Raw genomic sequence first — 23,096 nt, forward strand, 5'->3', positions numbered from 1 at the left:
CCTGCCGCAAGACCCCTACATGAAGCGAATCACCCAAGACCTGCCCGGCCTTCTGGCCGCACTCGACCCCGAGGCCGACCTCGCGCACCGCCATATCTGGCTGATCCACCTGCTGGAGTGGGTGCGCGCGCCCAAGCCGTCGGTGGACGGCGCCGTGCAGCGTGTGCAGTTGCTGGTGGAGGCCGTGGAGGCCGACCCGGCCGTGCGCCAGCGCCTGCATGCCTGGTGGCTGCGCTTCATCGACACCGTGGACATCACGGCGCTGCTGGCCGATTTCGGCTTTGCGCCGCGCACCAACATGTTCAGCGAGCTGTCCGAGCGCGCACGCTACAAGCTGCTGCCCAGCACGCCCGAGACGGTGGATGCCTCCGAGCTGTTCATGCTGGCCATGCCCGACGAATTCGACGCGCGCTGGCTGCACGCGCTGGAGGCGCCGCTGCTCGAACGCATCGCACTGCTGCTGACCGATGGCAGCGAGGGCCAGGGCAGCAGCTTCTGGCAGAACAGCCTGCTGGGCTCCATCACCTATTGCACGGGGCAGATCCTGTCCACGGGCTTTTCGCCCGAACTGCGCCTGCGCATGGACGAGCAGGCGCGCGACGACCAGCCCTTCCACGCCCTGATCCACGACGCCGAGAGCCTGCGCGTGGAGGTGATGCACGCGCTGCGCACCAATGACCGGCGCGATGCGGCCGAGGCCCGGCTGCGCGAGCGCCTGGATGCCTGCCGCGCGGCCGTGACATCGGTCTACACCCATTTCGAGTCCGAAGGGATTTCGGTGGGCCTGGTGTTCCGCCTGCGCCAGCTGCGCGCGCGCATCCTGCGCGTCAGGCGGCTGCTGGACTGCCTGGTGGCCGACAACCGCGCCACCGAGACGGCCGACCTGCTGGCCAACCTGGTGTCCGTGGGCATTGAGCGGCGCAGCCTGCGCGCGCTGCTGTCCACCAACACCTCGCTGCTGGCGGCCAAGGTGGCCGAGCGCAGCGCCGAGACGGGCGAGCACTACATCACGCGCACCGGCCGCGAATACCTGTCCATGGCGACCAAGGCCGCCGGCGGCGGCTTTGTGATGGCCTTCACCACGCTGCTGAAGTTCGCGCTCTACGCGCTGGGGCTGTCGGCGTTCTGGGGCGGGCTGGCGGCGGGCATCAACTACTCCATCAGCTTTGTGCTGATCCAGCTGCTGCACTTCACGGTGGCGACCAAGCAGCCGGCCATGACGGCACCGGCCATGGCCGCCAAGCTCAAGGACCTGCGCGCCAGCGAGGCCATCGAAGAGTTCGTGGACGAGGTCGCCCACCTGGTGCGCTCGCAGGTGGCGGCCGTGCTGGGCAACGTGCTGGTGGTGCTGCCCATGGTGCTGCTGCTGTCGCTGGGCTATGCCCAGCTGTTCGGCCACACGCCCATCGACGGGCCGCATGCGATTGCCGTGCTCGACTCGTTGAGTCTGCTGGGCATGTCGCCGCTGTTCGCGGCCTTCACGGGCGTGCTGCTGTTCGCCAGCAGCCTGATCGCGGGCTGGGCCGAGAACTGGTTCGTGCTGCGCCGGCTGGACTCGGTGATCCGCTACAACCCCGGCATCACGCGCTGGCTGGGCGCCAAGCGCGCCGACCGCTGGGCGCATTTCTGGCGCAAGAACATTTCGGGCTTTGCCGCCAACGTCTCGCTGGGCATGATGCTGGGCCTGGTGCCCGCGTTCGCTGCCTTCTTCGGCCTGGGGCTGGAGGTGCGCCACGTCACGCTGTCGGCAGGCCAGATCGGTGCCGCCATGGCGGCCCTGGGCTGGCAGGTGCTGCACTCCGACATGTTCTGGTGGGCGGTTGCCCTACTGCCGGTCAATGGCGCGTTGAATGTCACTGTCAGCTTTTATCTGGCATTCCGCGTTGCGATGAGGGCACACAATGTCAGCGGAGTCGACCGCTCGCGCATCTATTCGGCCATCCGCCGCCGTCTGCGCACAGCGCCGCTGAGTTTCTTCCGCCCCTGAGCCTGCGGGACCTCGGGAACCACGCGGAACCCACGTGCTGGCGTGCCCGCCCGGCCTTGCAGCCCGGCAGTCACGCCAGTGGATCGCCAACGAAGTGTCCCCGTGCCATGCGCACGGGACGCGGGCTTGCCCGCGCCGCAGGGAAGGCTCTGCGGAGCTTCGCTTGCGGGCCACTGGCTCGCGCAAAGGACCTCGCTTATGAATGACATGCTGAGCTTCTGGGAACCGTGGCTGCGGCCATCGGCCGGGTTGGCCACGGTGCAATGGTCCCTGCTGCTGGCCGTGGCCACCATGGTGGGTTACGCCTGCCAGCGCCATGCGGCCCTGCCCAAGGTGGTCGGCTATTCGCTGGTGGGCGGCATTGCCGGGCTGATCGGCTTTGGCGCCAATACCGCCTGGCCGCTGCAGGGCACGGGATTGTTCCTGCTGGAGCTGGGCGTGGCCATCGTGCTGTTCGAATGCGGCGGGCGCATCACGCTGCGCTGGTTCCGCCACAACCCCATGGTGCTGGTGCAAAGCGTGGCCGAATCCGCGTTGACCTATGTGCTGGTCTCCCTGGTGCTGGGCTGGCTGGGCGTGGCCCCCGAAGTGGCCGGGCCGCTGGCCCTGGTGGCCATGGCGGCCTCGCCCCTGGTGCTGACGCGCGTGGTGGCCGACATGCGTGCCGCAGGCGCCGTGACCGATCGCGGCCTGGTGCTGGCCACCCTGTCCACGCTGTATGCGCTGGCCCTGGGCAGCGCCAAGGCGGGCATGCTGACGCAGCCCAAGGCGGGCTTCGTGGCCTCGATCATGCCGGTGCTGGTGGTGCTGGGCGTCTCGGTGGCCGTGGCCCTGGTGCTGGCCGTGCTGATGCGCCTGGCGCTGCGCTTCATGAGCCCGGCCAGCGAGAACACCTCCATCCTCTTTCTCACCCTGATCTCGGCCAGCGTGCCCGTAGCCTCTTACCTGGGCGGCTCGGCGCCGCTGGCGGCGCTGCTGGGCGGCATCCTGCTCAAGCAGTTCAACCCGCGCCCCTGGGCCTGGCCCCGCCAGCTGGGCACGGCGGCCTCGCTGCTGACCATGCTGATGTTCGTGCTGGTCTCCACCGTGGCCGCGCAGGCCGACTGGAGCGCGCCGGTGGCCGGCGTGGTGGGCGCCGTGATCCTGGCACGCCTGGTCGCCAAGACCCTGGGCGTGGCCGTGGGCAATGTGGGCACGGGCGCCAACTGGCGCCAGGCCTTCTGGGTGGGCTGCGCGATGGCGCCCATGTCATCGGTGGCGCTGCTGATTGCATCGCAGTTCGTGGCCGCCGCGCCCGAGCTGGGCGCGCAGATCGCAGGCGTGGCCCTGCCCACCATTTTGGTGATGGAGGTGCTGGGTGCCGCCCTCGCCACCGTGGCCATCTACCGCTCCGGCGAAAGCTCCCGTCCCTGGAAGCCGCTGAGCCGCACGAATACCGCAGGAGATGAACGTGAGTCTTGAAGCCTTCAACTCGTCCGAACCGCTGACCCTGGGCGTGGAGCTGGAACTGCAGCTGGTCAACACCCACGACTACGACCTGGCCCCCTACGCCGAGGACATGCTGCGCCTCATGCTCAAGAACCCGCTGCCCGGCAGCGTGGTGCCCGAGATGACGAACAGCATGATCGAGATCTCCACCAGCGTCTGCCATTCGGCCTCGGAGGTGCTGGGCCAGCTCAGCCAGATCCGCGATGCGCTGGTCAAAAGCGCCGACAAGCTCAACATCGCCGTGGTGGGCGGCGGCACCCACCCCTTCCAGCAGTGGCATGAGCGGCGCATCTACGACAAGCCGCGCTTCCAGGAGCTGTCGCAGCTGTACGGCTACCTGTCCAAGCAGTTCACCATCTTCGGCCAGCACGTGCACATCGGCTGCCCCGACGCCGACGCGGCACTGTTGATGCTGCACCGCATGTCGCGCTACATCCCGCACTTCATTGCGCTGTCGGCCTCCAGCCCCTATGTGCAGGGCCACGACACGGCCTTCGACTCGGCGCGGCTGAACTCGGTGTTCGCCTTTCCGCTGTCGGGCCGCGCGCCCTGCGTGCTGCACTGGAGCGAGTTCGAGCAGTACTTCGACAAGATGACGCGCACGGGCGTGGTCAAGAGCATGAAGGACTTCTACTGGGACATCCGGCCCAAGCCCGAGTTCGGCACCATCGAGATCCGCGTGTTCGACACGCCGCTGACCATCGAGCGCGCAGCCGCCCTGTCCGGCTATGTGCAGGCGCTGGCTGCCTGGTTCATGGACACCCAGCCCTTCACGCCCGTGGAGGACGACTACCTGGTCTACACCTACAACCGCTTCCAGGCCTGCCGCTTCGGCCTGGAGGCCGTGTACGTGGACCCGGCCACGGGCGAGCACATGCCGCTGGCCGACCACATCCTCAAGACCATGGATGCCGTGGCCGACTACGCGGCCCGCCATGGCGCCGCGCCCGCCCTGCACCTGCTGCGCAGCGACGTGGCCGCCGGCAGCAACGATGCCCGCTGGCTGCGCGAACGCCAGCGCAGCGAGCAGCTGCTGGCCGAGGTCTCGCGCCAGGCGGCCATGCGCTTTCGCGGCCAGGCCGTCTGAGGCCTGCGTTCAGCGCAGGCTCAAGGCAGTACCGCCGCCGCACGCGCGGCGGTGATCTGCGCGTCCGCGTCGCGCTGCAGAAGCAGGCGCTGGCGCACCAGGTCCTGGGCCGCGGCCGTGACGGCGCTCACGTAGCCGGCCTGGTCGACATACAGCTCCTCCAGTGAAGGCCGCCCGTCACCGGCCGCCAGCCGCGCCGCGCGCGTCTTGTGGAAGGGGATGAAGCTGCCCGTGAGGTTGGACAGGTCCACGATGCCCGGCGTGGCCACGTAGTTGAACTCCATGCTGGTGCCCAGCGGTGCCCGCGCCTCCACGCTGCGGATGCCTGCGCGCGTGAGGCCGGTGGCCGCATCGACCTGGGGCACGAGGATGGCGTAGTCCTTGCCCGTGGCGCGCGGCGGCTGCAGCGTGGCGATGCCGCTTTCGTCCTGCGGCACGTACTGCGGGCCGAAGTCGAGCAGCGCAAAGCCGTTGTGGCGCGCCAGGTAGCGGAACTCGGGGATGGCGGTCTGCACGCCGCCCACGCTCCAGCTCAGGCCCTTCATGGCGGGAAAGACCAGCTTGTCGGGCCGCACCAGGGTGCCGTCGGCCAGCCTGGGCACCTGGCTGGCCGGCGGCTCGGTGCCGCGCACCACCCAGTCCTCCAGCGCGATGAACAGCGCGCGGAACGTGTCGTTGAAGTGCACCACGGTGCCGGCCGGATAGACATTGCGCGTGGGCGCATAGCCGATGCTGGCCGTGCCGCCCGCGCCGCCGTGCTGGGTGCTGGCGTAGTAGTAGATGCGCGCATTGGCGGGCTGGGCGATGTCGCGCAGGCCGTTGGCATCGGTCAGCACGGGCGAGCCCTGCAGCTGCCAGAACTCCGTGCCCGACAGGCCGAGGAAGAACTTGGGGCAGGTGTTGCTGGCTTCGCAGCGCTTCATCACGCCGCCCTGGCGGCCGCTGACCTCGTCGCTGTAGTCCTTGTCCAGGCCACGCGGCGCGGTCTGGCCGAAGGCCGTGTGGTCGGTGCGCAGGCCGCCCCCGCCGCCGGGCACGGCGAAGCGCGTGTTGATGTTGGTCTGGCGCGCGGCCACATGGGCATACATGCCGTCGAAAACCTTGCCGCCATCGAGCGCCTGGTTGAAGCCCAGGTGCAGGAAGGTCTTCATGGCATTGCCCGACTGCGAGGTGCCCTGGCCGATGGTGTGCGTGATGCGCCCGGCCAGCGGATTGGCCTTGCCGTCAGCGTCGGCCGACTTGGCGCGGAAGAAGCTCACCGTATCGCGCAGCGCCGCCAGGCCCACGCCCATGACCTTGGGGTCCTTGGCCACGTAGACCAGCTCGTAGAGGTACTGCGGGTCGAACCCGCCCTTCAGGCAGACGCTGGTGGCCGCAGGCGTGCCGGGGAAGGGATTGGCGGCGGCATCGCAGCTGGCGAACTTCCAGTCGCCCGCAGGCACGGTCTGGCGCGCATCGGTTTCGTTGATGCGGCGCGTGAGCGAGTAGCCGGCCTGCGTGTTGTCCAGGCTGGCGGGCTCGTAGGGGATCATGGTCCCGTTGAACACGCCACCGGGCAGGGTCATGGAGGGCACGGCGGCGGCCGGGACCAGCTCGGTGCGGTAGCTGCCCGTGATGCTGCTGCCGTCCTTGTTGCGGGCCACGGGCACGGTGACCGTCAGGCGCGCGGGCGTGGACTTGGGCACATCGCCCTGCCAGGCCGAGTACAGCAGCACATAGCCGCGCTCCAGGTAGACCGCATCGCCGGGCGTGGCCGTGGGGTTGGGCATGGTCAGGATGTTGCCGCGGTTGGGCGCGTCATAGCGCAGCACGCCGCTGGCCTTGGACATGTCCTTGGGCTTGAGCATGACGAAGTCGGTGCTGTACTCGACCATGCCGCGCGCATTGACGGGCGCCAGCGCCAGGTCCTGGATCACGGCGTTCTTCGGGTCGGCCGGGTCCAGCTCGCCGCGCAGCACGCCGGTCACTTTTTCGTAGGCGCCGACACTGCCGTAGCTGCCGGCAAAGTCCTCGGTGGCGCTGATGCTCAGCTGCATGCGCGGCGCCTGCGAGCCGGCGGGCGAGTCACTGCCGCCGCAGGCGGTCAGCAGGCCGGATGCGGCCAGGGCAAGGGCCAGTGGATGGATGGATCTGATGTGCATGTTGTCTCCTTGGGGTCATGGCACAGGCAAGGCTCCGCCCTGGCCGCCGTGCATTGCGGCGGCCTAGGACGGTTCGGAAAAAAAGGGAACGGGAGAGCGGAGAGCGGCCTACTCGGGCTGGATGCCGGCGGCCTTGATCACCTGGCCCCACTTCTGGGTCTCGCCCGCCTGGAAGGCGGCCAGCTCCTGGGGCGTGGCGGTCCAGCCCTCGGAGCCGGACATCTCGAAGAAGGACTTGGCGCCCGCGCTGTGCACGGCGTCGGACAGCAGGCGGTTGAGACGGGCCACCACGGCCTCGGGCGTGCCAGCGGGCGCGTAGGCCGCGAACCAGTAGCCCATGTCATAGCCCTTGACGCCGGCTTCCTCCAGCGTGGGCACCTCGGGCAGCTGCGGGCTGCGTTTGGTGGTGGAGTAGCCCAGGGCGCGCAGCTTGCCCGACTTGACCTGGGGCACGCCGGTGGAGGTGTCGGTGATCATCAGGTCGATCTGGCCGCCCAGCAGGTCGGTGATGGCCAGCGGATTGCTCTTGTAGGGCACGTGCATCAGGTCCACGCCGGCCAGCTGCTTGAGCATTTCACCGGCCACGCGGCTGGAGGAGCTGCCGCTGCCGAACGACAGCTTGCCCGGCTGCTTCTTCGCCGCCGCCAGCAGATCGCCCACGTTCCTGTACGGCGCATCGGCGCGCACCACCAGCACCTGGCCGCCCTTGCCCAGCCCGGCCACGGGCGCGAAGTCCTTGACCGCGTCATAGGGCAGCTTTTTGTACAGATGCTGGTTGGCCGCATGCGTGGTGTTGGTGGTGATCAGCACCGTGTAGCCATCGGCCGCCGAGCGCGCCACCTGCTGGGCCGCGATCATGCCGCTGGCGCCGCCCTTGTTCTCGACCACCACGGCCTGCTTGGTCGCCGTGGTCACGGCCTGGCCCAGCGCCCGTGCCAGCTGGTCGGTGGCGCTGCCGGCCGCAAACGGCACGACGAAGGTGATGGGCTTGGACGGATAGTCCTGCGCCAGTGCCGGTGCTGCGGCGGCTGCCAGCGCGCAGGCGGCCAGCACGAGCGCATGGCGGCGGGGAAGGTTCTGCGAAAGGTTCATGTCTGTCTCCTTTGTTGTGATGAATGTGTGACGGGCGGGTCCTGCCGGCTACTCCGGCGCCAGGTGGGGCAGCAGCGAAGCCGGTATGTGGACCTGCATCTGCAGCAGCCAGTACGACAGCGCCTTGCCGTGGCTGTCGAGGTTGAGCGCGTCGTTGACGCCGCCGTCCAGCACCGCGTCCAGCACCCAGTTCATGGCCTGCAGGCGCTGCAGCACGAAGCGCTGCACGCGCGCAGGGCGCCGGGCGGCGAAGTGCGCGGCCACGCGCTCTTCGGTGATCTGCTCCACCAGCACGGGCCAGCAGGCGGCATTCCAGGCGATGAGGCTGATGTTGGAGCGGTTGCCCTTGTCCCCCGTGCGCCCGTGCGCCAGGCGGTACAACGGCACGGTGACGGGCATCGTGGTTGGCAGTGTGTTCATGCGGCGTGCTCCCCGGCTTCTTTCTCGACTCCTTTATTAACCTCTCCCTCGGCCCACTTCCACCCGGTGGCGATGCTCTGCTGCGCCAGCAGGCAGGACACCGTGCCCAGCCGCGCGCGCAGCGCCGTGCGCACGCCGCCGCCGCCGGCCGGCCCGCAGGTGTACAGCGCATTGACCTCGCGCGGCAGGCGCCGCGCCTGGGCCTGCGTGGGGCGCAGCCAGGCGGCGCGCAGGCGCACGTCCTGGGGGGCGGCTGCGCCGGCCGGCTGCGCGTCGCGCCAGCGGCCGGCGTCGTCGCCCAGCACGCTGGCCACGCCGATCCAGTCCAGGCGCAGGTCGCCTGCGGCCTCGCCGCCCAGGCGCTCGCGCAGCACCTCGCCGGCCAGCCGGGCGCGCTCCAGGGCGCGCGGGCCGGCATAGGAGATCTCGCCCTCGGCCAGCCAGCCCGAGGCATGGCAGACATTGACCTTGTAGTGGCCGTTGTGCGCATGGCCGCGCACGCCGCTCAGGCGCACGGCGTCAGGCCCCACCTGGTGCACCTCGGCCTCGGACAGGTCGGCCACCACGTCGGGCGTCAGGTAAGCGGCCGGGTCGTGCACCTCGTACAGCAGTTGTTCCTTGACCGTGCGTTCGCTGACCAGGCCGCCCGTGCCTTCGGGCTTGGTGATGGTGCAGTCGCCCGAGGGCTCGATGATGGCGATGGGATAGCCCAGCCGCGCCAGGCCCTGCACGTCCTTGAAGCCCGGGTCGGCAAAGTAGCCGCCCGTGACCTGGGCGCCGCATTCCAGCAGGTGGCCGGCCATGGTGGCGCGCGCCAGGCGGTCCCAGTCGTCCCAGGCCCAGCCGAAATGCGCCATGGCCGGCCCCAGGGTCAGCGAGGGGTCGGACACGCGGCCGGCCACCACGATCTCGGCGCCGGCCTGCAGGGCCTCGGCAATCGCGCGCGCGCCGATGTAGGCGTTGGCACTGACCAGCGAATCCTCGGGGAACTCTGCGCCCAGCGCGGCCCGCAGCGCCTCGCGGTACGCTGGGCCGCTGACGTCGTCGCCATGCACCACGGCGATGCGCGGCACGCGCAGGCCCAGGCGCTGCGCCAGCCGCTTGATGCAGCGCGCCGCACCTTCGGGGTTGGCGGCACCGAAGTTGCTGACGATGCGTATGCCATGCGCCAGGCAGTCGGCCAGCACGGGCTCCAGCAGGTCCTCCAGCAGGGGCTCATAGCCCGCGTCGGGCTGCTCGCGCCGCGCGAGCTGGGCCAGCGCCAGCGTGCGCTCGGCCAGGGTCTCGAAGATCAGGCAGGCGCTCTGGCCGCTGGCCGCCAGGGCGCGCACCACGGGCGCGGCGGCATCGGTGCGGTCGCCCGAGAAGCCGGCTGCGCAGCCCACCCACAGCGGGGGCTTGTCCGGGGCAAAGGAGTTTTCCAGGTGGTCCATGCAGGCCAATGTAGGCAAGGGCTGCTAATCTGTGAAATCGATTATTCGGATCAACTCATCCAAAAACCAGATGAATATCTCCTCCCGCCAGCTCGATGCCTTCATCGCCCTGGCCCAGCTCAGCAGCTTCACGCTGGCCGCGCAGCGCTGCCATCTGTCGCAGCCGGCCTTCAGCGCCCTGATCAAGGGGCTGGAAGACGGCGTGGGCGTGCGCCTGTTCGACCGCAGCACGCGCCATGTGGCGCTGACGCAGGAGGGGGCGCAGTTTCTCGATGCCGCGCAGCGCATTCGCGCCGACCTGGGCGATGCCGTGCACGGCCTGCGCGAGGCGGCGGCGCTGCAGCGCGGGCGCGTGTCCATCGCCCTGCTGCCTTCGCTGGCGGCGGCCTGGCTGCCGCCCGTGCTGGCACTGTTCCATGCGCGCCATCCGGGCATACAGCTGCAGGTGTCGGATCTGCTGTCCGAATCGTGCATCGCCCAGGTGGCCTCGGGCCAGGCCGACCTGGCGCTGGCCGCCATCCGCGCCGACACCGAGGAGCTGCAGGCCGAATGGTTCTGCGCCGACCGACTGCACCTGGTCTGCCGCGCCGACCATGCGCTGGCGGCCCTGCCCGCGCCGGCCATGGCCGACCTGCGGGACCAGCCCTTCATCCAGCTCGCCCGCCACAGCAGCGTGCGCCAGTACCTGGAATCGCAGGAGCAGGCCCCGGCCCTCAACACCTTGCTGGAAGTGGAGCACCTGGCCACCGTGATGGGCATGGTGCGCGCGGGCCTGGGCATCAGCGTGGTGCCGGCCCTGGCGCTGTTCCACTTCGTGCAGCCTGGCCTGGTGACGCGCCCGCTGGCCGATGCCGACCGCCGGCGCGACCTGTACCTGGTGCGCAGGCGCCAGCGCAGCCTGTCGCCTGCCGCCCAGGCCTTCCACGCGCTGGCGCTGGAGCATCGGCCCGGTGCGGGCGAGACCACCTGATACGGGGCAGCACGAACCTCGCAGCACAATAGCCCGATCGCCAAACGCATCCGAAAGCCGCCACCGTGGGTGAATTCGACCTGATCCGCCGCTTCTTCCAGCGCCCCGTGCGCCGCGCCGCCCTGGGCGTGGGCGATGACTGCGCCCTGCTCGCCCCGGCGCCGGGCATGCAGCTGGCCGTCTCCAGCGACATGCTGGTCGAGGGCCGGCATTTCTTCGCCGACGTGGACCCGCGCCTGCTGGGCCACAAATCCCTGGCCGTGAACCTGTCCGACCTGGCGGCCTGCGGCGCGCGCCCGCTGGCCTTCACCCTGGCCCTGTCCCTGCCGCGCGCCGATGCAGCCTGGACCGAGGCGTTTGCGGCCGGCCTGCTGGCCCTGGCCGACGCCCACGGCTGCGAGCTGGTCGGCGGCGACACCACCCAGGGGCCCTTGAACATCTGCATCACCGTCTTCGGCGAAGTGCCGCCCGGCCAGGCCCTGCTGCGCAGCGGCGCGCGCGCGGGCGACGACATCTGGGTCAGTGGCAGCCTGGGCGATGCCCGCCTGGCGCTGGAAGCCCTGCTGGGCCACACCACCTTGCCACCCGGCACGCTGGCCGCCGCGCGCCAGCGCCTGGAAGCGCCCACGCCGCGCGTGGCCCTGGGCCAGGCGCTGCTCGGCATTGCCAGCAGCGCGCTGGATGTGAGCGACGGCCTGCTGGGCGACCTGAGCCACATCCTCGAGCAGTCCCGCGTGGGCGCCAGCCTGGACACGCGCCTGATCACGCCGCTGCTCGATGCCGGCCAACAGGCGCCCCTGGCCATCGACCTGCTGCACCAGTGCACCCTGTCCGGCGGCGACGACTACGAGCTGTGCTTCACGGCCCCGGCCGACCGGCGCGATGCCGTGCAGGCCGCAGGCCGCGACACCGCCACGCGCGTCACGCGCATCGGCTGCATCGAGGCCCCGCCCGGCCTGCGGCTGATCGGCCCGGACGGAGCGGCCATGGCGCCCCGGTGGACCTCATTCGACCACTTCGCTGCGGCCTGACGCCGCGCCAAACCACTTTCATCCGAGAAGGACTGCCCATGGTTCAACGCTCCGCCCTGCCCGCCCTCTCTGCCCTGGCCGCCGCCTGCTTCCTGCTGGCAGGCACCCCGGTCCAGGCCCAGGCACAAGCCCAGGAAGCCACCATCGCCCGCGCCCCCATAGCGCGCGTCACCCTGTATGCGGGCGTGGCCTCGGTGGAGCGCACGGCGCGCATCACGGCCGCCACGCGCCAGCTGGTGTTCGAGTGCCTGCCCGGCTCCATCGACCCGCAGAGCCTGCAGGTCAGCGCCGATGCCGGCGTGCGCCTGGGCGACTACAAGCTGCAGTCGCAGCCGCGCGAACTGGCCTCCAAGGCCTGCGCCAGCCCGCTGGAGCAGCAGATCCGCACGCTGGAAGACCAACTGGCCGCGCTGGAGGCCGACGAGTCCGCCGCCAAGCTCGTGGGCGACTACCTGCAGGGCCTGGCCAAGCCCGGCGATGACGCCAAAGCCCCCGCCCTGCCCGCCGCCAGCCAGCTGGGCGCCGCCACCGAGGCGCTGCGCAGCACCAGCCGTGGCAACACGCTGCGCGCCCACCAGATCCTGCGGCAAAAGCAGGCGCTGCAGGAGCAGCTCAGGCCGCTGCAGCTCGAACGCGACCGCACGGGCGCAGGCAACGCCCAGGTGATGAAGGTCACCGTGCAACTGGCCAGCCCGGCCGATGCCAATGTGCAGCTCACCTACCAGGTGCGCGGCCCGAGCTGGCAGCCCACCTACCGCGCCCAGCTGGACCCGGCCAAGGGCACGGTGGCCATCGAACGCCTGGCCCTGGTGGCCCAGAACAGCGGCGAGGACTGGAGCCAGGTGCAACTGCTGCTGTCCACCGGCCAGCCTTCGCGCAGCACGCAGGCACGCCTGCCCAATCCCTGGACGCTGGATGTGGAACGGCCCCGCCCCGTGGCCGCCATGGCCCCTGCGGCAGCGCCGGCCCCGGCGGCCCCTGCAATGATGCTGGAGCGCGCCCGCAAGCCCGGGGCGGCCAGCGAGGCGGCCGAACTGCCGGTGCTCGATGTCGCCAGCCTCAACACCGCCTACGCCACGCAGTTCTCCGTGCCCTACCGCATCAGCGTGCCCTCCAGCAGCGAGCGCGTGACCCTGGCCCTGGGCTCGCAGAACCTGCCGGCCACCCTGCTCACGCGCACGGCGCCCGCCGTGGAAGAGGCCGCCTACCTGGTGGCCCAGCTGGCCGTGCCGGCCGGTGTGTGGCCCGCAGGCCCCGTGGCCCTGTTCCGCGACGGCGCCTTCGCCGGCCAGGGCCGGCTGGACTTCGGCAACGCCGCCGCGCTGGCCCAGGGCCTGTCCTTCGGCCGCGATGACAAGGTGGTGGTGCGCAACCTGCCCGTGGACTCGGCCACGGGCAGCGGCGGCCTGCTCAGCAGCAGCACCGAACGCCAGGTCACGCGGCGCTTCCAGGTGGACAACCGCCATGACCGCGCCATCGAGCTGCAGGTGGTGGACGCCGCACCCATCTCGCGCAATGACCAGATCCGCGTGCAGTCCCAATACAACCCGCAGCCGGCCACCACGCGCTGGAACGACCGCAACGGCATGATCGCCTGGCAGCAGCCGCTGGCCGCTGGCGCCAGCGCCAGCTTCGAGGCCCGCCACCAGATCCGCCATCCGCAGGATCTGGCGGTGGAAGAGCGTCAGTGAAGCACCAGGGCCGCGCTTATGATCTGGCCCCATGAGTGACGCGCCGCTGCGGCCGGAGGTTTCCGGCGATCCTGCTACCCCCACCTTTGCCTCTGCGGCGCGCCCACCGGAAGGCCCGCCGCAGGGCGGCATGGCTCGCCCCACGCTGGAATTCATGATGTCCCACCCGGCCCACTTCATCGCCATGGGGCTGGGCTCGGGGCTGGGGCGCATCGCGCCCGGCACCGTGGGTACGCTGTGGGCCTGGCTGTCCTTCCTGCTGCTGCAGCACTGGTTCACGCCCCAGCAGATCGGCCTGCTGATCGCGGGCAGCATTCCCCTGGGCTGGTGGGCCTGCACGGTCACGGCGCGCCACATGCGCGTGGCCGACCCGGGCAACCTGGTCTGGGACGAGATCGTGGCCTTCTGGCTGGTGCTGTGGCTGGTCATGCCCACGGGCTTCTGGGGCCAGCTCATCGCCTTCGCGCTGTTCCGCTTCTTCGACGCCGCCAAGCCCCAGCCCGTCAAATGGGCCGACCGGTGCTTCAAGGGCTTCGGCTGGCGCGGCGGCTGGGGAATCATGTTCGATGACCTGGTGGCCGCCTTCTGCACGCTGCTGGTCATCGCCCTGTGGCGCCATTTCATCGGCTGAAGGAACTGGCATGAGCGCATCCAACGAACTCGTCGAAACCCTGGCAGGCCTGCTGCTGCAGCGCGGCTGGATGCTGGCCACGGCCGAGAGCTGCACGGGCGGCATGATCGCCGCGGCCTGCACGGACCGCGCCGGCTCCAGCGAATGGTTCGAGCGCGGCCTTGTCAGCTACTCCAACGCGGCCAAGCACGACCTGCTGGGCGTGCCCGAGGCGCTGATCGCCGAGCACGGCGCCGTGAGCGAGCCCGTGGCGCGCGCCATGGCCGAAGGCGCCATCGCCTACTCACGCGCGCAGTGCAGCGTGGCCGTGACAGGCGTGGCCGGGCCGGGGGGCGGCAGCGCCGCCAAGCCCGTGGGCACGGTCTGGTTCGGCTGGAGCGTGTACGGCACCACGCACAGCGAATGCCTGCGCTTTGACGGCGACCGCACCGCCGTGCGCCAGGCCACCGTGGCACACGCCTTGCAGCGCCTCAATGCGCTGATCAGCGCAAGGCTTTTATGAGCCGGTGCGCGATCTCCTGCAGCGGTGCAGGCAGGGCACGGTAGCTTTCCAGCAGGCGCTGCTCGTCCACGGGCAGCGGCGCGTTGTCGTCTTCCAGGCCGGCCGTCAGCTCCAGCGCCGTGGTCTGCAGCGCCAGGGCCACGCGGGCCAGGGTGTCGTTCTTGAGGGTGCGGATGGCCCCCGATTCGATCTGCGACACGGCCGAGGCCGTGATGCCTGCGGCCTCGGCCAGCCGGCCCTGGGTCATGCCCAGTTCGGCGCGGCGGGCGCGTATGCGTTCACCGATATGTCTCATGGCCCGTGCATCCAAAGCCTGTGGCGCGGGCGCTCAGGCGCCGTGGCACTTCTTGAACTTCTTGCCGCTGCCGCAGGGGCAGGGGTCGTTGCGGCCCGGCTGCTCGCCCTTGACGATGGTTTCCTGGCGCGGGCCCATGCTCTTCCAGATCTGGCGCAGGTCGTACAGCGCCCAGATGGCCTCGCCGAACTGCTCCACGCGCTCCTGGCTGGTGCTGGCGGGGCCGTCCTCGTCGTACATGCAGACTTCGGGCTTGCCGGTGTCGTCCTCGGTCAGGGCCACGACGGCGTTGAGCGCCTCGTTGAGCCAGCCGGCGGCTTCCTTGTCGCGCGGGGCGGCCCATTCCTCGGCCCAGTTCTCGACCACGAACATGAAGCCCAGCGCCCAGATCTGGCCGAACGAGGGAATCTCGCCGTCATCGGGACGCTCTTCCTCGGGCAGCGACAGGATGGCGCCGCGCATGTCCATGGCCTCGGGCTGGAAGGTGCGGTCGTCTTCCAGCGTCTTGACATCGGCGTCCAGCTGGGTGCGGATCTCGTCCATGCGCAGGCCCACCAGCTCCAGAAAGCGCGCCTGCTGCGCCGCGTCCTTGAACACTTCCATCAGCGGCAGCGGCTGGCCCTCGGCCGCCTCCAGCGTGCCGCCGTCGCCCAGCAGCATGGGCAGCCACTCGGCGGCCGGCACCTCGCGGCGCGTGCAGATCAGCGCCGTCAGGAAACCGTCGCAGAACTCCCACTGCGGAATCTCGTCGCCGCGCGTGCGCAGCTCGTCGAGCAGATCGTCGAGTTCCTCCAGCGCCTCGGGCGTCAGGGCAGGCTCGTCGGGCAGGGCGGTGGCTTCGTGGGCGTCGTTGGACATGGCGGAAATCTCTAGGGAAAACAGGGGGAAGGAGCCGGCCACGGCCAGCCCCTCGAATGAATGGCCCGCAGTGTAGCCGCGCCGCCATGCCCGTGGCGCCCGGTCGGAACTGGCGCCCACGGGGCCCTATCGCCCCACATGGCCCACCCGCTACCCGGCTCCCTGCCAGGCCGGGAGCATGGAAAGCCCCACCCATTCCCCGACCCGGCTCATCGTCAAATTCTGCAAAGCGCCGCTGGCGCCGCCAAAGACTGCCACCAGTGCCCATGTCTGCTCGTCGAAACCGCGGATCGTGCAGCAGGCCATCTGGGGCAGGCACAGCGCCTCGGCCGGGTCTTGGGCCAGCATGCTGACGAATTCCTGCGCGGTCACGGTCTCCGGATCCAGGCCCATGGGCCAAGTCCCCTTCCAGCGCTGCGCATCCAGGGTCACGCTGTGCACGCCCCAAGTCGGAGCGCCTGGCATGTCGCCCCAGGCCAGGCGTTGAAGGACCAGGCCCAGCCCCCTCTCCGCCCATGTCACCGGGTAAGGTGGGGCGTGATCGATCTTCAGCAGCTGCGCATCGCTCAATCCCGCCTGGCGCAGGGCCAGGCGCAGGTAGTCCTGCCGGCTATGCCGTCCCAGCGTGCGCAACACGGCATCCATCAACGGGGCGATGGGCTGTGGCTTCATGGTGCTTTCCATTCAAAACCCGTCAAACCGACTCATATAGGCATCGCATGCCAGTTGCCACGCATGTTCATCATTCGAGCCCGAAGGCGGTGGGCCGATGAAGTTGTTGAGCCGGGATCTGGCGCGCAAAGGCTTGAGCAGGCGCGCCGCCTCGCCAAAGGCGGGCAGCGTCAGTCCTTGATCCATATCCCCCAGACCAGGAAAGTCTCCCGCACGGATTCCCAGGCAGTTGCCCACATCCCCGGCCGAAAGATACTGGCTGGCCTCCACCTGCTTTCGCACGGCCTCTCGCCCGCCCAGTTTTGTCAGCAATGCATCGCTGACAAAACTCAGCCAGTTGATGCTGTACATGGCGTTGTTGAAGTCATGGCTCATCAACGCAAGACTTCCCAGGGCATTCAAGCCCGGGAACCGCTGAAGATAGGGATACAACACTTGTTGTCCTTTGCCGTCGGGATCGATATTTCGCTCTTCCACTGCAGGCATGACACCCCATCCGGCAATAGCCCAGAAGGGTTGCATCAACTCCACCATCTGGGTGGTGAGGCGACCCACATTGTGCTCAGGCGGCTGGTCAAGAATCCACCATGCTGGAAATGCCATGCGAATGAAAGACATGGAAGGTCCTATGCCAGGTGTTGTATGGCGATCATGCAGCCAGATGCCTTCATTGTTTTTTATCCGGCAATAAAGTCGAAATTCTTGTGCATTTTCCACCCAATCATCTGGAGGTTTTGGACTTCCCGAAGCCAGATCAAACATCATTGCAAAGCCCTTCGGATTATTGAGCGTACTCGGCTTGTGCTTTTCCATTCTCGCACTCCCTTTCTCGCTGGCCATAGCAACAGGAGCCATCCCCCACCATATTGCAAGCTTCTCAGCACCAACGGTTTCAATGAATAGATCTATCACCTTCCAAGCGCGCTCGCGTACAGCCAATGAATCCCCTTCATGGAATACCATCTCGATGGTCCAGCCAGCTCTTGCGCAAATATTGCCAAAATTATTCCGCAATACCAGTGCCTTGAGAATATCCAATGTCGCCGCCATGGCAGCATCCGCTTCCCGATTGCCTGAGGGCCAATTGAAATCATGTTCCGCAGCCATCGTCATCTCCCTATACCTTCAGAATCCCATAAATCAGAACAGATCAAACCGGCTCATATAGGCATCGCATGCCAGTAGCCACGCATGTTCATCATTCGAGCCAGAAGGCGGTGGGCCGATGAAGTTATTGAGCCGAGATTTGGCACGGACAGGCTTGAGCAGGCGTGCCGCCTCGCCAAAAGCGGGCAGCGTCAGTCCTTGATCCATATCCCCCAGACCAGGAAAGTCTCCTGCACGGATTCCCAGGCAGTTGCCTACATCACCGGCCGAAAGATACTGGCTGGCCTCGATCTGCTTGCGCACCGCTTCCCGCCCGCCCAGTTTTTCCAGCAAGGCATCGCTGACAAAACTGAGCCAATTGATGCTGTACATGGCGTTGTTGAAGTCATGGCTCATCAACGCAAGGCTGCCCAGGGCATTCAAGCCTGGAAAACGCTGCAAGTAGGGATACAGTATTTGCTGCCCTTTCCCGTCGGGTCCAATATTGCGTTCTTCCACTGCGGGCATAACGCCCCAGCCTGCAATGGCCCAATAGGGCTGCATCAACTCCACCATCTGGGTGGTGAGCCGGCCCACATTGTGCTCTGGCGGTTGACCCATAATCCACCATGCGGGAAATGCCATGCGAATGAAAGACATGGCAGGGCCTCTCCCCGGGGTTCTATATCTTTCACGATACCAAATACCTTCATCATTCTCCACACGACAGCAAAGGCGAAAGTCTTGTGCATTTTCCACCCAATCATCTGGAGGTTTTGGTTTGCCCGAGGCCAGATCAAACATCATTGCAAAGCCCTTCGGATTATTGAGCGTACTCGGTTTGTGTTTTTCCATCCTCTCCCGCCCTTTCTCGCTGGCCATAGCAACAGGAGCCAGCCCCCACCATATTGCAAGCTTTTCAGAACCAACGACTTCAATGAATAGATCTATCACCTTCCAAGCTCGCTCGCGCACAGCCAATGAATCCCCATCATGAAACACCATTTCAATGGTCCAGCCTGCTCGCGCACAAATACGCCCAAATTGGTTCTTCAATACCAGCGCCTTGAGAATATCCATAGTCGCCACAGTGGCCTTCTGTAGCTCTCTGGTACTCAAAGGTTTGTTGAAGTCTTTCGCCATATCCATCCCCCATATTTCGCTGTACCTAAACCATCGCTTCAAAAGGACAATCCAAGGACTCTTGCGAGTGCACTCCCTACCGTACCGACACCTCTGAGTACCCGACCCAGCGCAGACGCACCGGCGGCAGCCCCGACAGCCGCCGCCGTATCCTTATTCACCCGTTCGGACAAAGAGATGACCTTTTCCCTGTTGGCCTGCCATTGCGCTGCCTGGTTCAACACACTTTCATTTGCGTTTTCGCCATCACTGTCGCAAGCACAGCTTCCAGCGTCCAAGGCATCCTTTTGAAACTTGTCTTCAAAAATATATGTGTAGGCCTGAAGCTGACTTCTGCCGTCTGGCCCAAGGTCTGAAGAAAATTTATCCCCCGGAAACTTCATCTCATAGACCCGCCGCACGTTGTCCAGCACAGGCGGCAGGCGCGGGTTCTTCACCACGACCACATCGGGAATGCGCGAGCCCGCAGGCCGGCTGCGCGTGGGGCGCACGGGCTCGTTGCGCGACATGACGGGGGCCTTGTTCAGGTACGGCACTTCCTGCTTGTAGTAGCCCCGGTAGCCTTCAAACCCGTCGGCCTGCATGACCACGCCGGCCACGCAGCGCTGGCCCATGCCGCCGGTCATGCAGCAGCAAAACAGCTCGCACAGCGCCCTGCGGTCCAGTTCATTGTCGAAGTCCCGGGTGCCGCATACCTTGTTGAAGCCCACAAGGACGATGGCCTTGCACAGGTCCCTGGACCGCTTCAGGCGATTGAGGGCGATGAAGGCGGGGACCAGTTGCTCGCAGCTCATGCACCCGGGCCCCCCAGAGGCGAGGAGGACTCGCCTGCCGACGTACGCCGCCGCACCACGTCCCAGATGCCCATCGGCAGTTCAAGCATCATCAACTGGATGCGTCCGTCAGGCGGCAGGTCGGTGCGCGAGAGAAACTTGCGCACAGCGGGAAACTCGTCGAAGCGCTCGCCAAACTGGTGGCGCAAGGCCAGGAAGCCGATGACATCGTCCGGCGTCGACAGGCCCCAGCCCACCGCACGGTCAAGGCCTCGCCGAGTATGGGCCAGCAGCCTGTCATGCGGCCAATCCTGCTCGCTGAGATGGCAGGTCTGCCGCACGATGGCGGCAATCCCTCCCTCGCTGGGCACCAGGTTGCGGCGCAGCGTGCGCTGCATTTCCAGGGTTGAAATTTCCATCATGGCGAAGACACCTCCCATTGCCTGTTGTCCAGGCGCGCCAGGCCTGTGACGTGGTCCATAAACTTGCGCTGCGCCATGCCGACCCAGATCCCCTCGGGATGCGGTGCCAGGCAGGCGAGGATGCTGTGGCCGCGGAACCAGTCCCCCAGATGCGCCGGGTCGAACTGCGCCAGCAGGCGAGGCAGCACGCGCGGGTCGTAAAAACGCAGCCACAGCCGCTGGCCGCCGTCCCCCCTGGCCTGCAGAAACCGCTTGAGATGGCGCTTGAGCGCAGGGGCCGGCAGCCGGCTGATCAGGAAAATGCCCCAGTGCGCCTGCCAACCTTCATGCGGCCAGCGCTGGAACAGCGGACTGCCTGCATGCACCCGCATGAGATAGGGCGCGTAGCGGGCATAGCGGGCCGCGGGCATTCCGTCATACAGACAGGTGATGCACGACTGCGGCGGCTCGGCCAGGATGGCGTCATGCAGGTGTTCATCCGCCGCCGCATCCACGATGGCGTAGAGCAGGCCGTCATAGGTGGCCGCCACCTTTTCGAGCACGGCCTGGCGCGCCATCTGGAGATCGTCCGGCGTGCCGGGGCCTGGGGGGATCAAGGTGGACATGGCGATTCAGTCCTCCATGGCCGACACGAAGGCGGCCCCCGATTGCGCGGCTTCGGCCAGGCACCGGCCCGCATTCGCACCGATCCAGACGGTGGTGCAGCCCGAGACGACCACGCCGCCGTGCAAGGTCCTGTCCCCCATGCGGGCCGCGGGCCTGCCACCGATCAGTACCGTGGCTTCGCCTTCGGCCAGGGCATCGGGCGGTGAACGGGGGCACAGCGCCTTGTCCGTGACCCTGGCCGCCGGCATGCCACCGATGAGCACATTGGCCTGGCCGGAGAGAATGGCCCCGCCCCCGTGGGCGGGGCAGGCATGCATGTCGCCCACTCTTGCTGCAGGTTGTCCCATGCGAGTGCCCCGGGTTCAGCAGTTGATCTTCACCAGCGGCGACTTGATCTCGACCATGGCCGGAGAGATCTCGATGGAGCTCGCCCCCGATTGCAGCCGGATGCTTTGGGTGCCGGTGACGATGACCTGTTGCCCATCGACCGTCAGCGTGGTGCCCGCCGCCAGGGCCAGCTGTCCGCCCGCATCGACCAGGCTGTTGGCGCCCACCCGCAGCGCGTGGTCGTTGCCGACGTTGACCGACTGGTCCTGCCCTACCTCGGTGCTGTCATTGTTCTGGATGGTGCTGCTGCGGTTGTGGCCCACGACGAGGCCTTCATCGTTGCCAACCTGCGCGCTGCGATTGCGCCCCACGGTCCGGCTCCAGTCCATCCCCACGCTGTCGCTTCGCAGGACACCCACGTTGCTCATCAGCACCGCGCCCACGTTGAGGTTGTAGGCGCACCCCACGGTGACCATCTTGAACAGGCCCGTGCCCTGCGTGTAGCCGATGCCCACGGTTTCGGATTTCATGCGCCCCGTGGCCAGGGTCCAGTTGCGGCCGATGCTGTCGCGCCCATTGGCATCCACGGTTTTCGTGCGGTTCTTGCAGATGCGGATGCTTTCATCCAGGTCCACCGTGCGCGTGCGGTTCTGGTGGACGGTGAGGGTCTCGTCCAGGTCCACCACCTCCGTGCGCCAGCCGTGCACGTCGATCTTCTCGTTGCGGCCCACGGTCTCCGTGCGGTCCCGGTGGATGACGTTGGTCTCGTCCCGGTCCACGGTCTTGCGCCGGTCGTTGCCCACCCATTTGTCCTCGTCGTTCTCGACTTCGGTGAGCTGGTCCTTTTGCGCATGCAGCCACAGCTGTTCTTGCCCGGCCTTGTCCTCGAAGCGGATGGCATTGGCGTCGCCCGGGCCGTTCTTCATGCCCGCGCCCGGTGCGCCGCCCTTGCTCGACCGCGTCTTGATGCCCGATTGCGTGGCATTGGCAGGCAGCGCCCAGGGCGGCATGTTGGCCGCGTTGTAGACGCAGCCCGTGACGATGGGGTAGTCGGGGTCGCCATTGAGGAAGTCCACGATGACTTCCATGCCGATGCGCGGGATGGAGATAACGCCAAAGCCTGTGCCCGCCCATTGGGTGGCAACACGTATCCAGCAGCCGGAGTTCTGGTCCTTCTTGCCCAGGCGGTCCCAGTGGAACTGCACCTTGATGCGGCCGTATTCGTCGGTCCATATCTCCTGCCCAGCAGGGCCCACGACGACGGCGGTCTGCGGGCCGGTGGTACGCGGCTTGGGCGTGGTGCGTGCAGGGGTGTAGGCAAGACTCGTGGGCTGGGCCTGCAACTCGTAGCGCTGGAAGGAGCCTTCTTCCTTGGCGCCGTCCCGGGCACTCGGTGCGGATGGGGCGCCACGTACGCTGGTGATCGCGCTGACGCGAGGGTTTTCTTTCAGGTGGTAGCTCAGGCCGGTGATCAGGTACTGCTGGTTCTGGTCGCCGCGCGGGTAGTTGCAGAGGCTGAAGGTGTAGCCCGTGGCCAGCGCCCGGTGACAGGACTGGCCCCGCACCCGGCTTTGGCCCGTGAGGCTTTCCTTCAGGCGCACGCGGATGTAGGCCTCTCCATCGCCGTACTCCGTGTAGCCGCCCGGCCATTCGTAGGTTTCATGGCCGTCGTGCGCATGGCCTGGTGGGTCGCGCCGCAGGTGGGTGAGGTCGGCCCGGGGCTTCTTGAAGTCGTAGTCGTCGCTGTAATGGCGGCCCGATTTGATTTCCTGCTCCAGCTGCCAGGCGTGGATGTTTTCCTGGTCGCCTGCAGCGGCTTTTTCGGGGGGATAGAAGGGAATGGATTCGCCGCCTGGCAATGCGCTGTGAGAGGCAATGATGTCGTCGCACAGCACCAGGGTGTGTTCTCCCATGGCATGCGCGAAGTGGTAGTAGATGCCTTCGTGCTCCATCAATCGCGAGACAAAGTCGCAATCGCTTTCGTTGTATTGAACGCAATAGTCCCAGCTGCGATAGGCGCGCGTGAGTTTCTTTTGCAGGGGATGGCCATAGACGCCCAATACCTGCTCGATGATGTCGGGCACGGTCTGGTTCTGGAAGATGCGAAAGTCGCTCTTGCGCGTGGCCAGCCACAGCCAGGGGCTCAGGCGCGCCTTGTAGGCGTAGTGGCGGTGGTCCTGGCCCTGCATGCCAAAGCGGGTGACGATGCCGTCGATGAAACGCCTGCCACCGCCCTGGGTTTCTATTTCTATGGTGGCGTTTTTGCCCAATAGGGCCTTGGGATCGATGCTTTCGCTTTCGCTGAGCATTTCCACATCGAGGCTGAAGAGCTGGCTGATGTTTTCCTGGCCGCGCAATTCACGGAAATGCAGCTGCTCGCCCAATGGCGTGTGTATGGTGACTCGGCGTGTCATTGGTGCTCGCGCCCTGCGGGGGCGCCC

General features: G+C 67.4%; 22 protein-coding genes. 8 read left to right on the forward strand and 14 right to left on the reverse strand.

Going from position 1 to position 23,096, the window contains the following annotated elements; translation table 11 throughout:
* Positions 1-19 precede the first annotated feature (19 nt).
* The 3 genes from A4F85_RS20530 to A4F85_RS20540 all read left to right on the forward strand — a co-directional run bounded on the left by A4F85_RS20530 (position 20) and on the right by A4F85_RS20540 (position 4,562).
* Positions 20-1,987, forward strand: coding sequence for a site-specific recombinase (locus A4F85_RS20530; protein ID WP_012202652.1), 1,968 nt, complete (start codon positions 20-22; stop codon positions 1,985-1,987).
* Positions 1,988-2,185: 198 nt separating this feature from the next.
* Positions 2,186-3,448 (forward strand): cation:proton antiporter, encoded by a 1,263-nt coding sequence (locus A4F85_RS20535; protein ID WP_012202651.1) that lies wholly within the window; start codon positions 2,186-2,188, stop codon positions 3,446-3,448.
* Entirely contained in the window at positions 3,438-4,562 is a 1,125-nt protein-coding gene (locus tag A4F85_RS20540) for a YbdK family carboxylate-amine ligase (protein WP_013804717.1), read from the forward strand. The genes A4F85_RS20535 and A4F85_RS20540 overlap by 11 nt, the downstream gene beginning before the upstream one ends.
* 20 nt (positions 4,563-4,582) lie before the next feature.
* Here the strand turns inward: A4F85_RS20540 and A4F85_RS20545 are convergent, their stop codons facing one another.
* The 4 genes from A4F85_RS20545 to A4F85_RS20560 all read right to left on the reverse strand — a co-directional run bounded on the left by A4F85_RS20545 (position 4,583) and on the right by A4F85_RS20560 (position 9,648).
* Positions 4,583-6,703, reverse strand: a complete 2,121-nt coding sequence (locus tag A4F85_RS20545) for an alpha/beta hydrolase domain-containing protein (protein ID WP_063327591.1) — start codon at positions 6,701-6,703, stop codon at positions 4,583-4,585.
* 108 nt (positions 6,704-6,811) lie between these two features.
* Complete coding sequence (locus A4F85_RS20550; protein WP_013804719.1) at positions 6,812-7,795, reverse strand: Bug family tripartite tricarboxylate transporter substrate binding protein; 984 nt, start codon at positions 7,793-7,795, stop codon at positions 6,812-6,814.
* A 48-nt stretch (positions 7,796-7,843) separates the two neighbouring features.
* Positions 7,844-8,215: an AtuA-related protein gene (locus tag A4F85_RS20555; RefSeq protein WP_013804720.1), complete on the reverse strand. Its 372-nt coding sequence runs from the start codon at positions 8,213-8,215 to the stop codon at positions 7,844-7,846.
* Positions 8,212-9,648 (reverse strand): acyclic terpene utilization AtuA family protein, encoded by a 1,437-nt coding sequence (locus A4F85_RS20560; RefSeq protein WP_063327592.1) that lies wholly within the window; start codon positions 9,646-9,648, stop codon positions 8,212-8,214. Before A4F85_RS20560 ends, A4F85_RS20555 begins: the two co-directional genes overlap by 4 nt.
* A gap of 70 nt (positions 9,649-9,718) precedes the next feature.
* On the opposite strand from A4F85_RS20560, the gene A4F85_RS20565 reads away from it, so the two are divergent.
* The 5 genes from A4F85_RS20565 (at position 9,719) to A4F85_RS20585 (ending at position 14,473) form a co-directional block, all read left to right on the forward strand.
* Entirely contained in the window at positions 9,719-10,618 is a 900-nt protein-coding gene (locus A4F85_RS20565; RefSeq protein WP_063327593.1) for a LysR family transcriptional regulator, read from the forward strand.
* 65 nt (positions 10,619-10,683) lie between these two features.
* Positions 10,684-11,649, forward strand: coding sequence for a thiamine-phosphate kinase (thiL, locus tag A4F85_RS20570; RefSeq protein ID WP_063327594.1), 966 nt, complete (start codon positions 10,684-10,686; stop codon positions 11,647-11,649).
* Positions 11,650-11,687: 38 nt separating this feature from the next.
* On the forward strand, positions 11,688-13,340 hold the full coding sequence (locus tag A4F85_RS20575; RefSeq protein ID WP_063327595.1) for a DUF4139 domain-containing protein: 1,653 nt from the start codon (positions 11,688-11,690) through the stop codon (positions 13,338-13,340).
* 130 nt (positions 13,341-13,470) lie between these two features.
* The gene (locus tag A4F85_RS20580) at positions 13,471-13,971 is read left to right on the forward strand and encodes a phosphatidylglycerophosphatase A family protein (RefSeq protein WP_012202641.1); all 501 of its coding nucleotides are present in this window, start codon (positions 13,471-13,473) and stop codon (positions 13,969-13,971) included.
* Positions 13,972-13,981: 10 nt separating this feature from the next.
* Positions 13,982-14,473 (forward strand): CinA family protein, encoded by a 492-nt coding sequence (locus A4F85_RS20585; RefSeq protein ID WP_063327596.1) that lies wholly within the window; start codon positions 13,982-13,984, stop codon positions 14,471-14,473.
* Here the strand turns inward: A4F85_RS20585 and A4F85_RS20590 are convergent.
* The 10 genes from A4F85_RS20590 to A4F85_RS20635 all read right to left on the reverse strand — a co-directional run bounded on the left by A4F85_RS20590 (position 14,454) and on the right by A4F85_RS20635 (position 23,069).
* On the reverse strand, positions 14,454-14,768 hold the full coding sequence (locus A4F85_RS20590; RefSeq protein WP_012202639.1) for a helix-turn-helix domain-containing protein: 315 nt from the start codon (positions 14,766-14,768) through the stop codon (positions 14,454-14,456). The genes A4F85_RS20585 and A4F85_RS20590 overlap by 20 nt on opposite strands.
* 33 nt (positions 14,769-14,801) lie before the next feature.
* Positions 14,802-15,626, reverse strand: coding sequence for a YecA/YgfB family protein (locus A4F85_RS20595; protein WP_063327597.1), 825 nt, complete (start codon positions 15,624-15,626; stop codon positions 14,802-14,804).
* A 150-nt stretch (positions 15,627-15,776) separates the two neighbouring features.
* The gene (locus tag A4F85_RS20600; protein ID WP_063327598.1) at positions 15,777-16,310 is read right to left on the reverse strand and encodes a hypothetical protein; all 534 of its coding nucleotides are present in this window, start codon (positions 16,308-16,310) and stop codon (positions 15,777-15,779) included.
* Positions 16,311-17,405: a type VI immunity family protein gene (locus A4F85_RS20605; protein ID WP_063328046.1), complete on the reverse strand. Its 1,095-nt coding sequence runs from the start codon at positions 17,403-17,405 to the stop codon at positions 16,311-16,313.
* Between the two features lie 33 nt (positions 17,406-17,438).
* Complete coding sequence (locus A4F85_RS20610; RefSeq protein WP_231890586.1) at positions 17,439-18,527, reverse strand: type VI immunity family protein; 1,089 nt, start codon at positions 18,525-18,527, stop codon at positions 17,439-17,441.
* Positions 18,528-18,565: 38 nt separating this feature from the next.
* Positions 18,566-19,321: a hypothetical protein gene (locus tag A4F85_RS20615; protein ID WP_063327600.1), complete on the reverse strand. Its 756-nt coding sequence runs from the start codon at positions 19,319-19,321 to the stop codon at positions 18,566-18,568.
* Entirely contained in the window at positions 19,318-19,722 is a 405-nt protein-coding gene (locus A4F85_RS20620) for a hypothetical protein (protein WP_063327601.1), read from the reverse strand. Before A4F85_RS20620 ends, A4F85_RS20615 begins: the two co-directional genes overlap by 4 nt.
* On the reverse strand, positions 19,719-20,327 hold the full coding sequence (locus A4F85_RS20625) for a DUF4123 domain-containing protein (RefSeq protein ID WP_063327602.1): 609 nt from the start codon (positions 20,325-20,327) through the stop codon (positions 19,719-19,721). The genes A4F85_RS20620 and A4F85_RS20625 overlap by 4 nt, the downstream gene beginning before the upstream one ends.
* Positions 20,328-20,333: 6 nt before the next feature.
* The gene (locus A4F85_RS20630; protein ID WP_063328047.1) at positions 20,334-20,645 is read right to left on the reverse strand and encodes a PAAR domain-containing protein; all 312 of its coding nucleotides are present in this window, start codon (positions 20,643-20,645) and stop codon (positions 20,334-20,336) included.
* A 45-nt stretch (positions 20,646-20,690) separates the two neighbouring features.
* Positions 20,691-23,069 carry a type VI secretion system Vgr family protein gene (locus tag A4F85_RS20635; RefSeq protein ID WP_063327603.1) on the reverse strand — a complete coding sequence of 793 codons (2,379 nt, stop codon included), beginning with the start codon at positions 23,067-23,069 and terminating at the stop codon, positions 20,691-20,693.
* Between the last annotated feature and the right edge of the window lie 27 nt (positions 23,070-23,096).

Origin of the sequence: Delftia sp. GW456-R20, assembly GCF_001622915.1 — a bacterium.
Taxonomy (GTDB): domain Bacteria; phylum Pseudomonadota; class Gammaproteobacteria; order Burkholderiales; family Burkholderiaceae_C; genus Comamonas; species Comamonas acidovorans.

Excerpts from the sequence above, each read along its gene's own strand:
- A4F85_RS20530 (WP_012202652.1), top strand. The coding sequence starts at position 20 with ATGAAGCGAATCACCCAAGACCTGCCCGGCCTTCTGGCCGCACTCGAC.
- A4F85_RS20535 (WP_012202651.1), top strand. The coding sequence starts at position 2,186 with ATGAATGACATGCTGAGCTTCTGGGAACCGTGGCTGCGGCCATCGGCC.
- A4F85_RS20545 (WP_063327591.1), bottom strand. The coding sequence starts at position 6,703 with ATGCACATCAGATCCATCCATCCACTGGCCCTTGCCCTGGCCGCATCC.
- A4F85_RS20550 (WP_013804719.1), bottom strand. The coding sequence starts at position 7,795 with ATGAACCTTTCGCAGAACCTTCCCCGCCGCCATGCGCTCGTGCTGGCC.
- A4F85_RS20555 (WP_013804720.1), bottom strand. The coding sequence starts at position 8,215 with ATGAACACACTGCCAACCACGATGCCCGTCACCGTGCCGTTGTACCGC.
- A4F85_RS20560 (WP_063327592.1), bottom strand. The coding sequence starts at position 9,648 with ATGGACCACCTGGAAAACTCCTTTGCCCCGGACAAGCCCCCGCTGTGG.
- A4F85_RS20565 (WP_063327593.1), top strand. The coding sequence starts at position 9,719 with ATGAATATCTCCTCCCGCCAGCTCGATGCCTTCATCGCCCTGGCCCAG.
- A4F85_RS20575 (WP_063327595.1), top strand. The coding sequence starts at position 11,688 with ATGGTTCAACGCTCCGCCCTGCCCGCCCTCTCTGCCCTGGCCGCCGCC.
- A4F85_RS20580 (WP_012202641.1), top strand. The coding sequence starts at position 13,471 with ATGGCTCGCCCCACGCTGGAATTCATGATGTCCCACCCGGCCCACTTC.
- A4F85_RS20585 (WP_063327596.1), top strand. The coding sequence starts at position 13,982 with ATGAGCGCATCCAACGAACTCGTCGAAACCCTGGCAGGCCTGCTGCTG.
- A4F85_RS20590 (WP_012202639.1), bottom strand. The coding sequence starts at position 14,768 with ATGAGACATATCGGTGAACGCATACGCGCCCGCCGCGCCGAACTGGGC.
- A4F85_RS20595 (WP_063327597.1), bottom strand. The coding sequence starts at position 15,626 with ATGTCCAACGACGCCCACGAAGCCACCGCCCTGCCCGACGAGCCTGCC.
- A4F85_RS20600 (WP_063327598.1), bottom strand. The coding sequence starts at position 16,310 with ATGGAAAGCACCATGAAGCCACAGCCCATCGCCCCGTTGATGGATGCC.
- A4F85_RS20605 (WP_063328046.1), bottom strand. The coding sequence starts at position 17,405 with ATGGCTGCGGAACATGATTTCAATTGGCCCTCAGGCAATCGGGAAGCG.
- A4F85_RS20610 (WP_231890586.1), bottom strand. The coding sequence starts at position 18,527 with ATGGCGAAAGACTTCAACAAACCTTTGAGTACCAGAGAGCTACAGAAG.
- A4F85_RS20615 (WP_063327600.1), bottom strand. The coding sequence starts at position 19,321 with ATGAGCTGCGAGCAACTGGTCCCCGCCTTCATCGCCCTCAATCGCCTG.
- A4F85_RS20620 (WP_063327601.1), bottom strand. The coding sequence starts at position 19,722 with ATGATGGAAATTTCAACCCTGGAAATGCAGCGCACGCTGCGCCGCAAC.
- A4F85_RS20625 (WP_063327602.1), bottom strand. The coding sequence starts at position 20,327 with ATGTCCACCTTGATCCCCCCAGGCCCCGGCACGCCGGACGATCTCCAG.
- A4F85_RS20630 (WP_063328047.1), bottom strand. The coding sequence starts at position 20,645 with ATGCATGCCTGCCCCGCCCACGGGGGCGGGGCCATTCTCTCCGGCCAG.
- A4F85_RS20635 (WP_063327603.1), bottom strand. The coding sequence starts at position 23,069 with ATGACACGCCGAGTCACCATACACACGCCATTGGGCGAGCAGCTGCAT.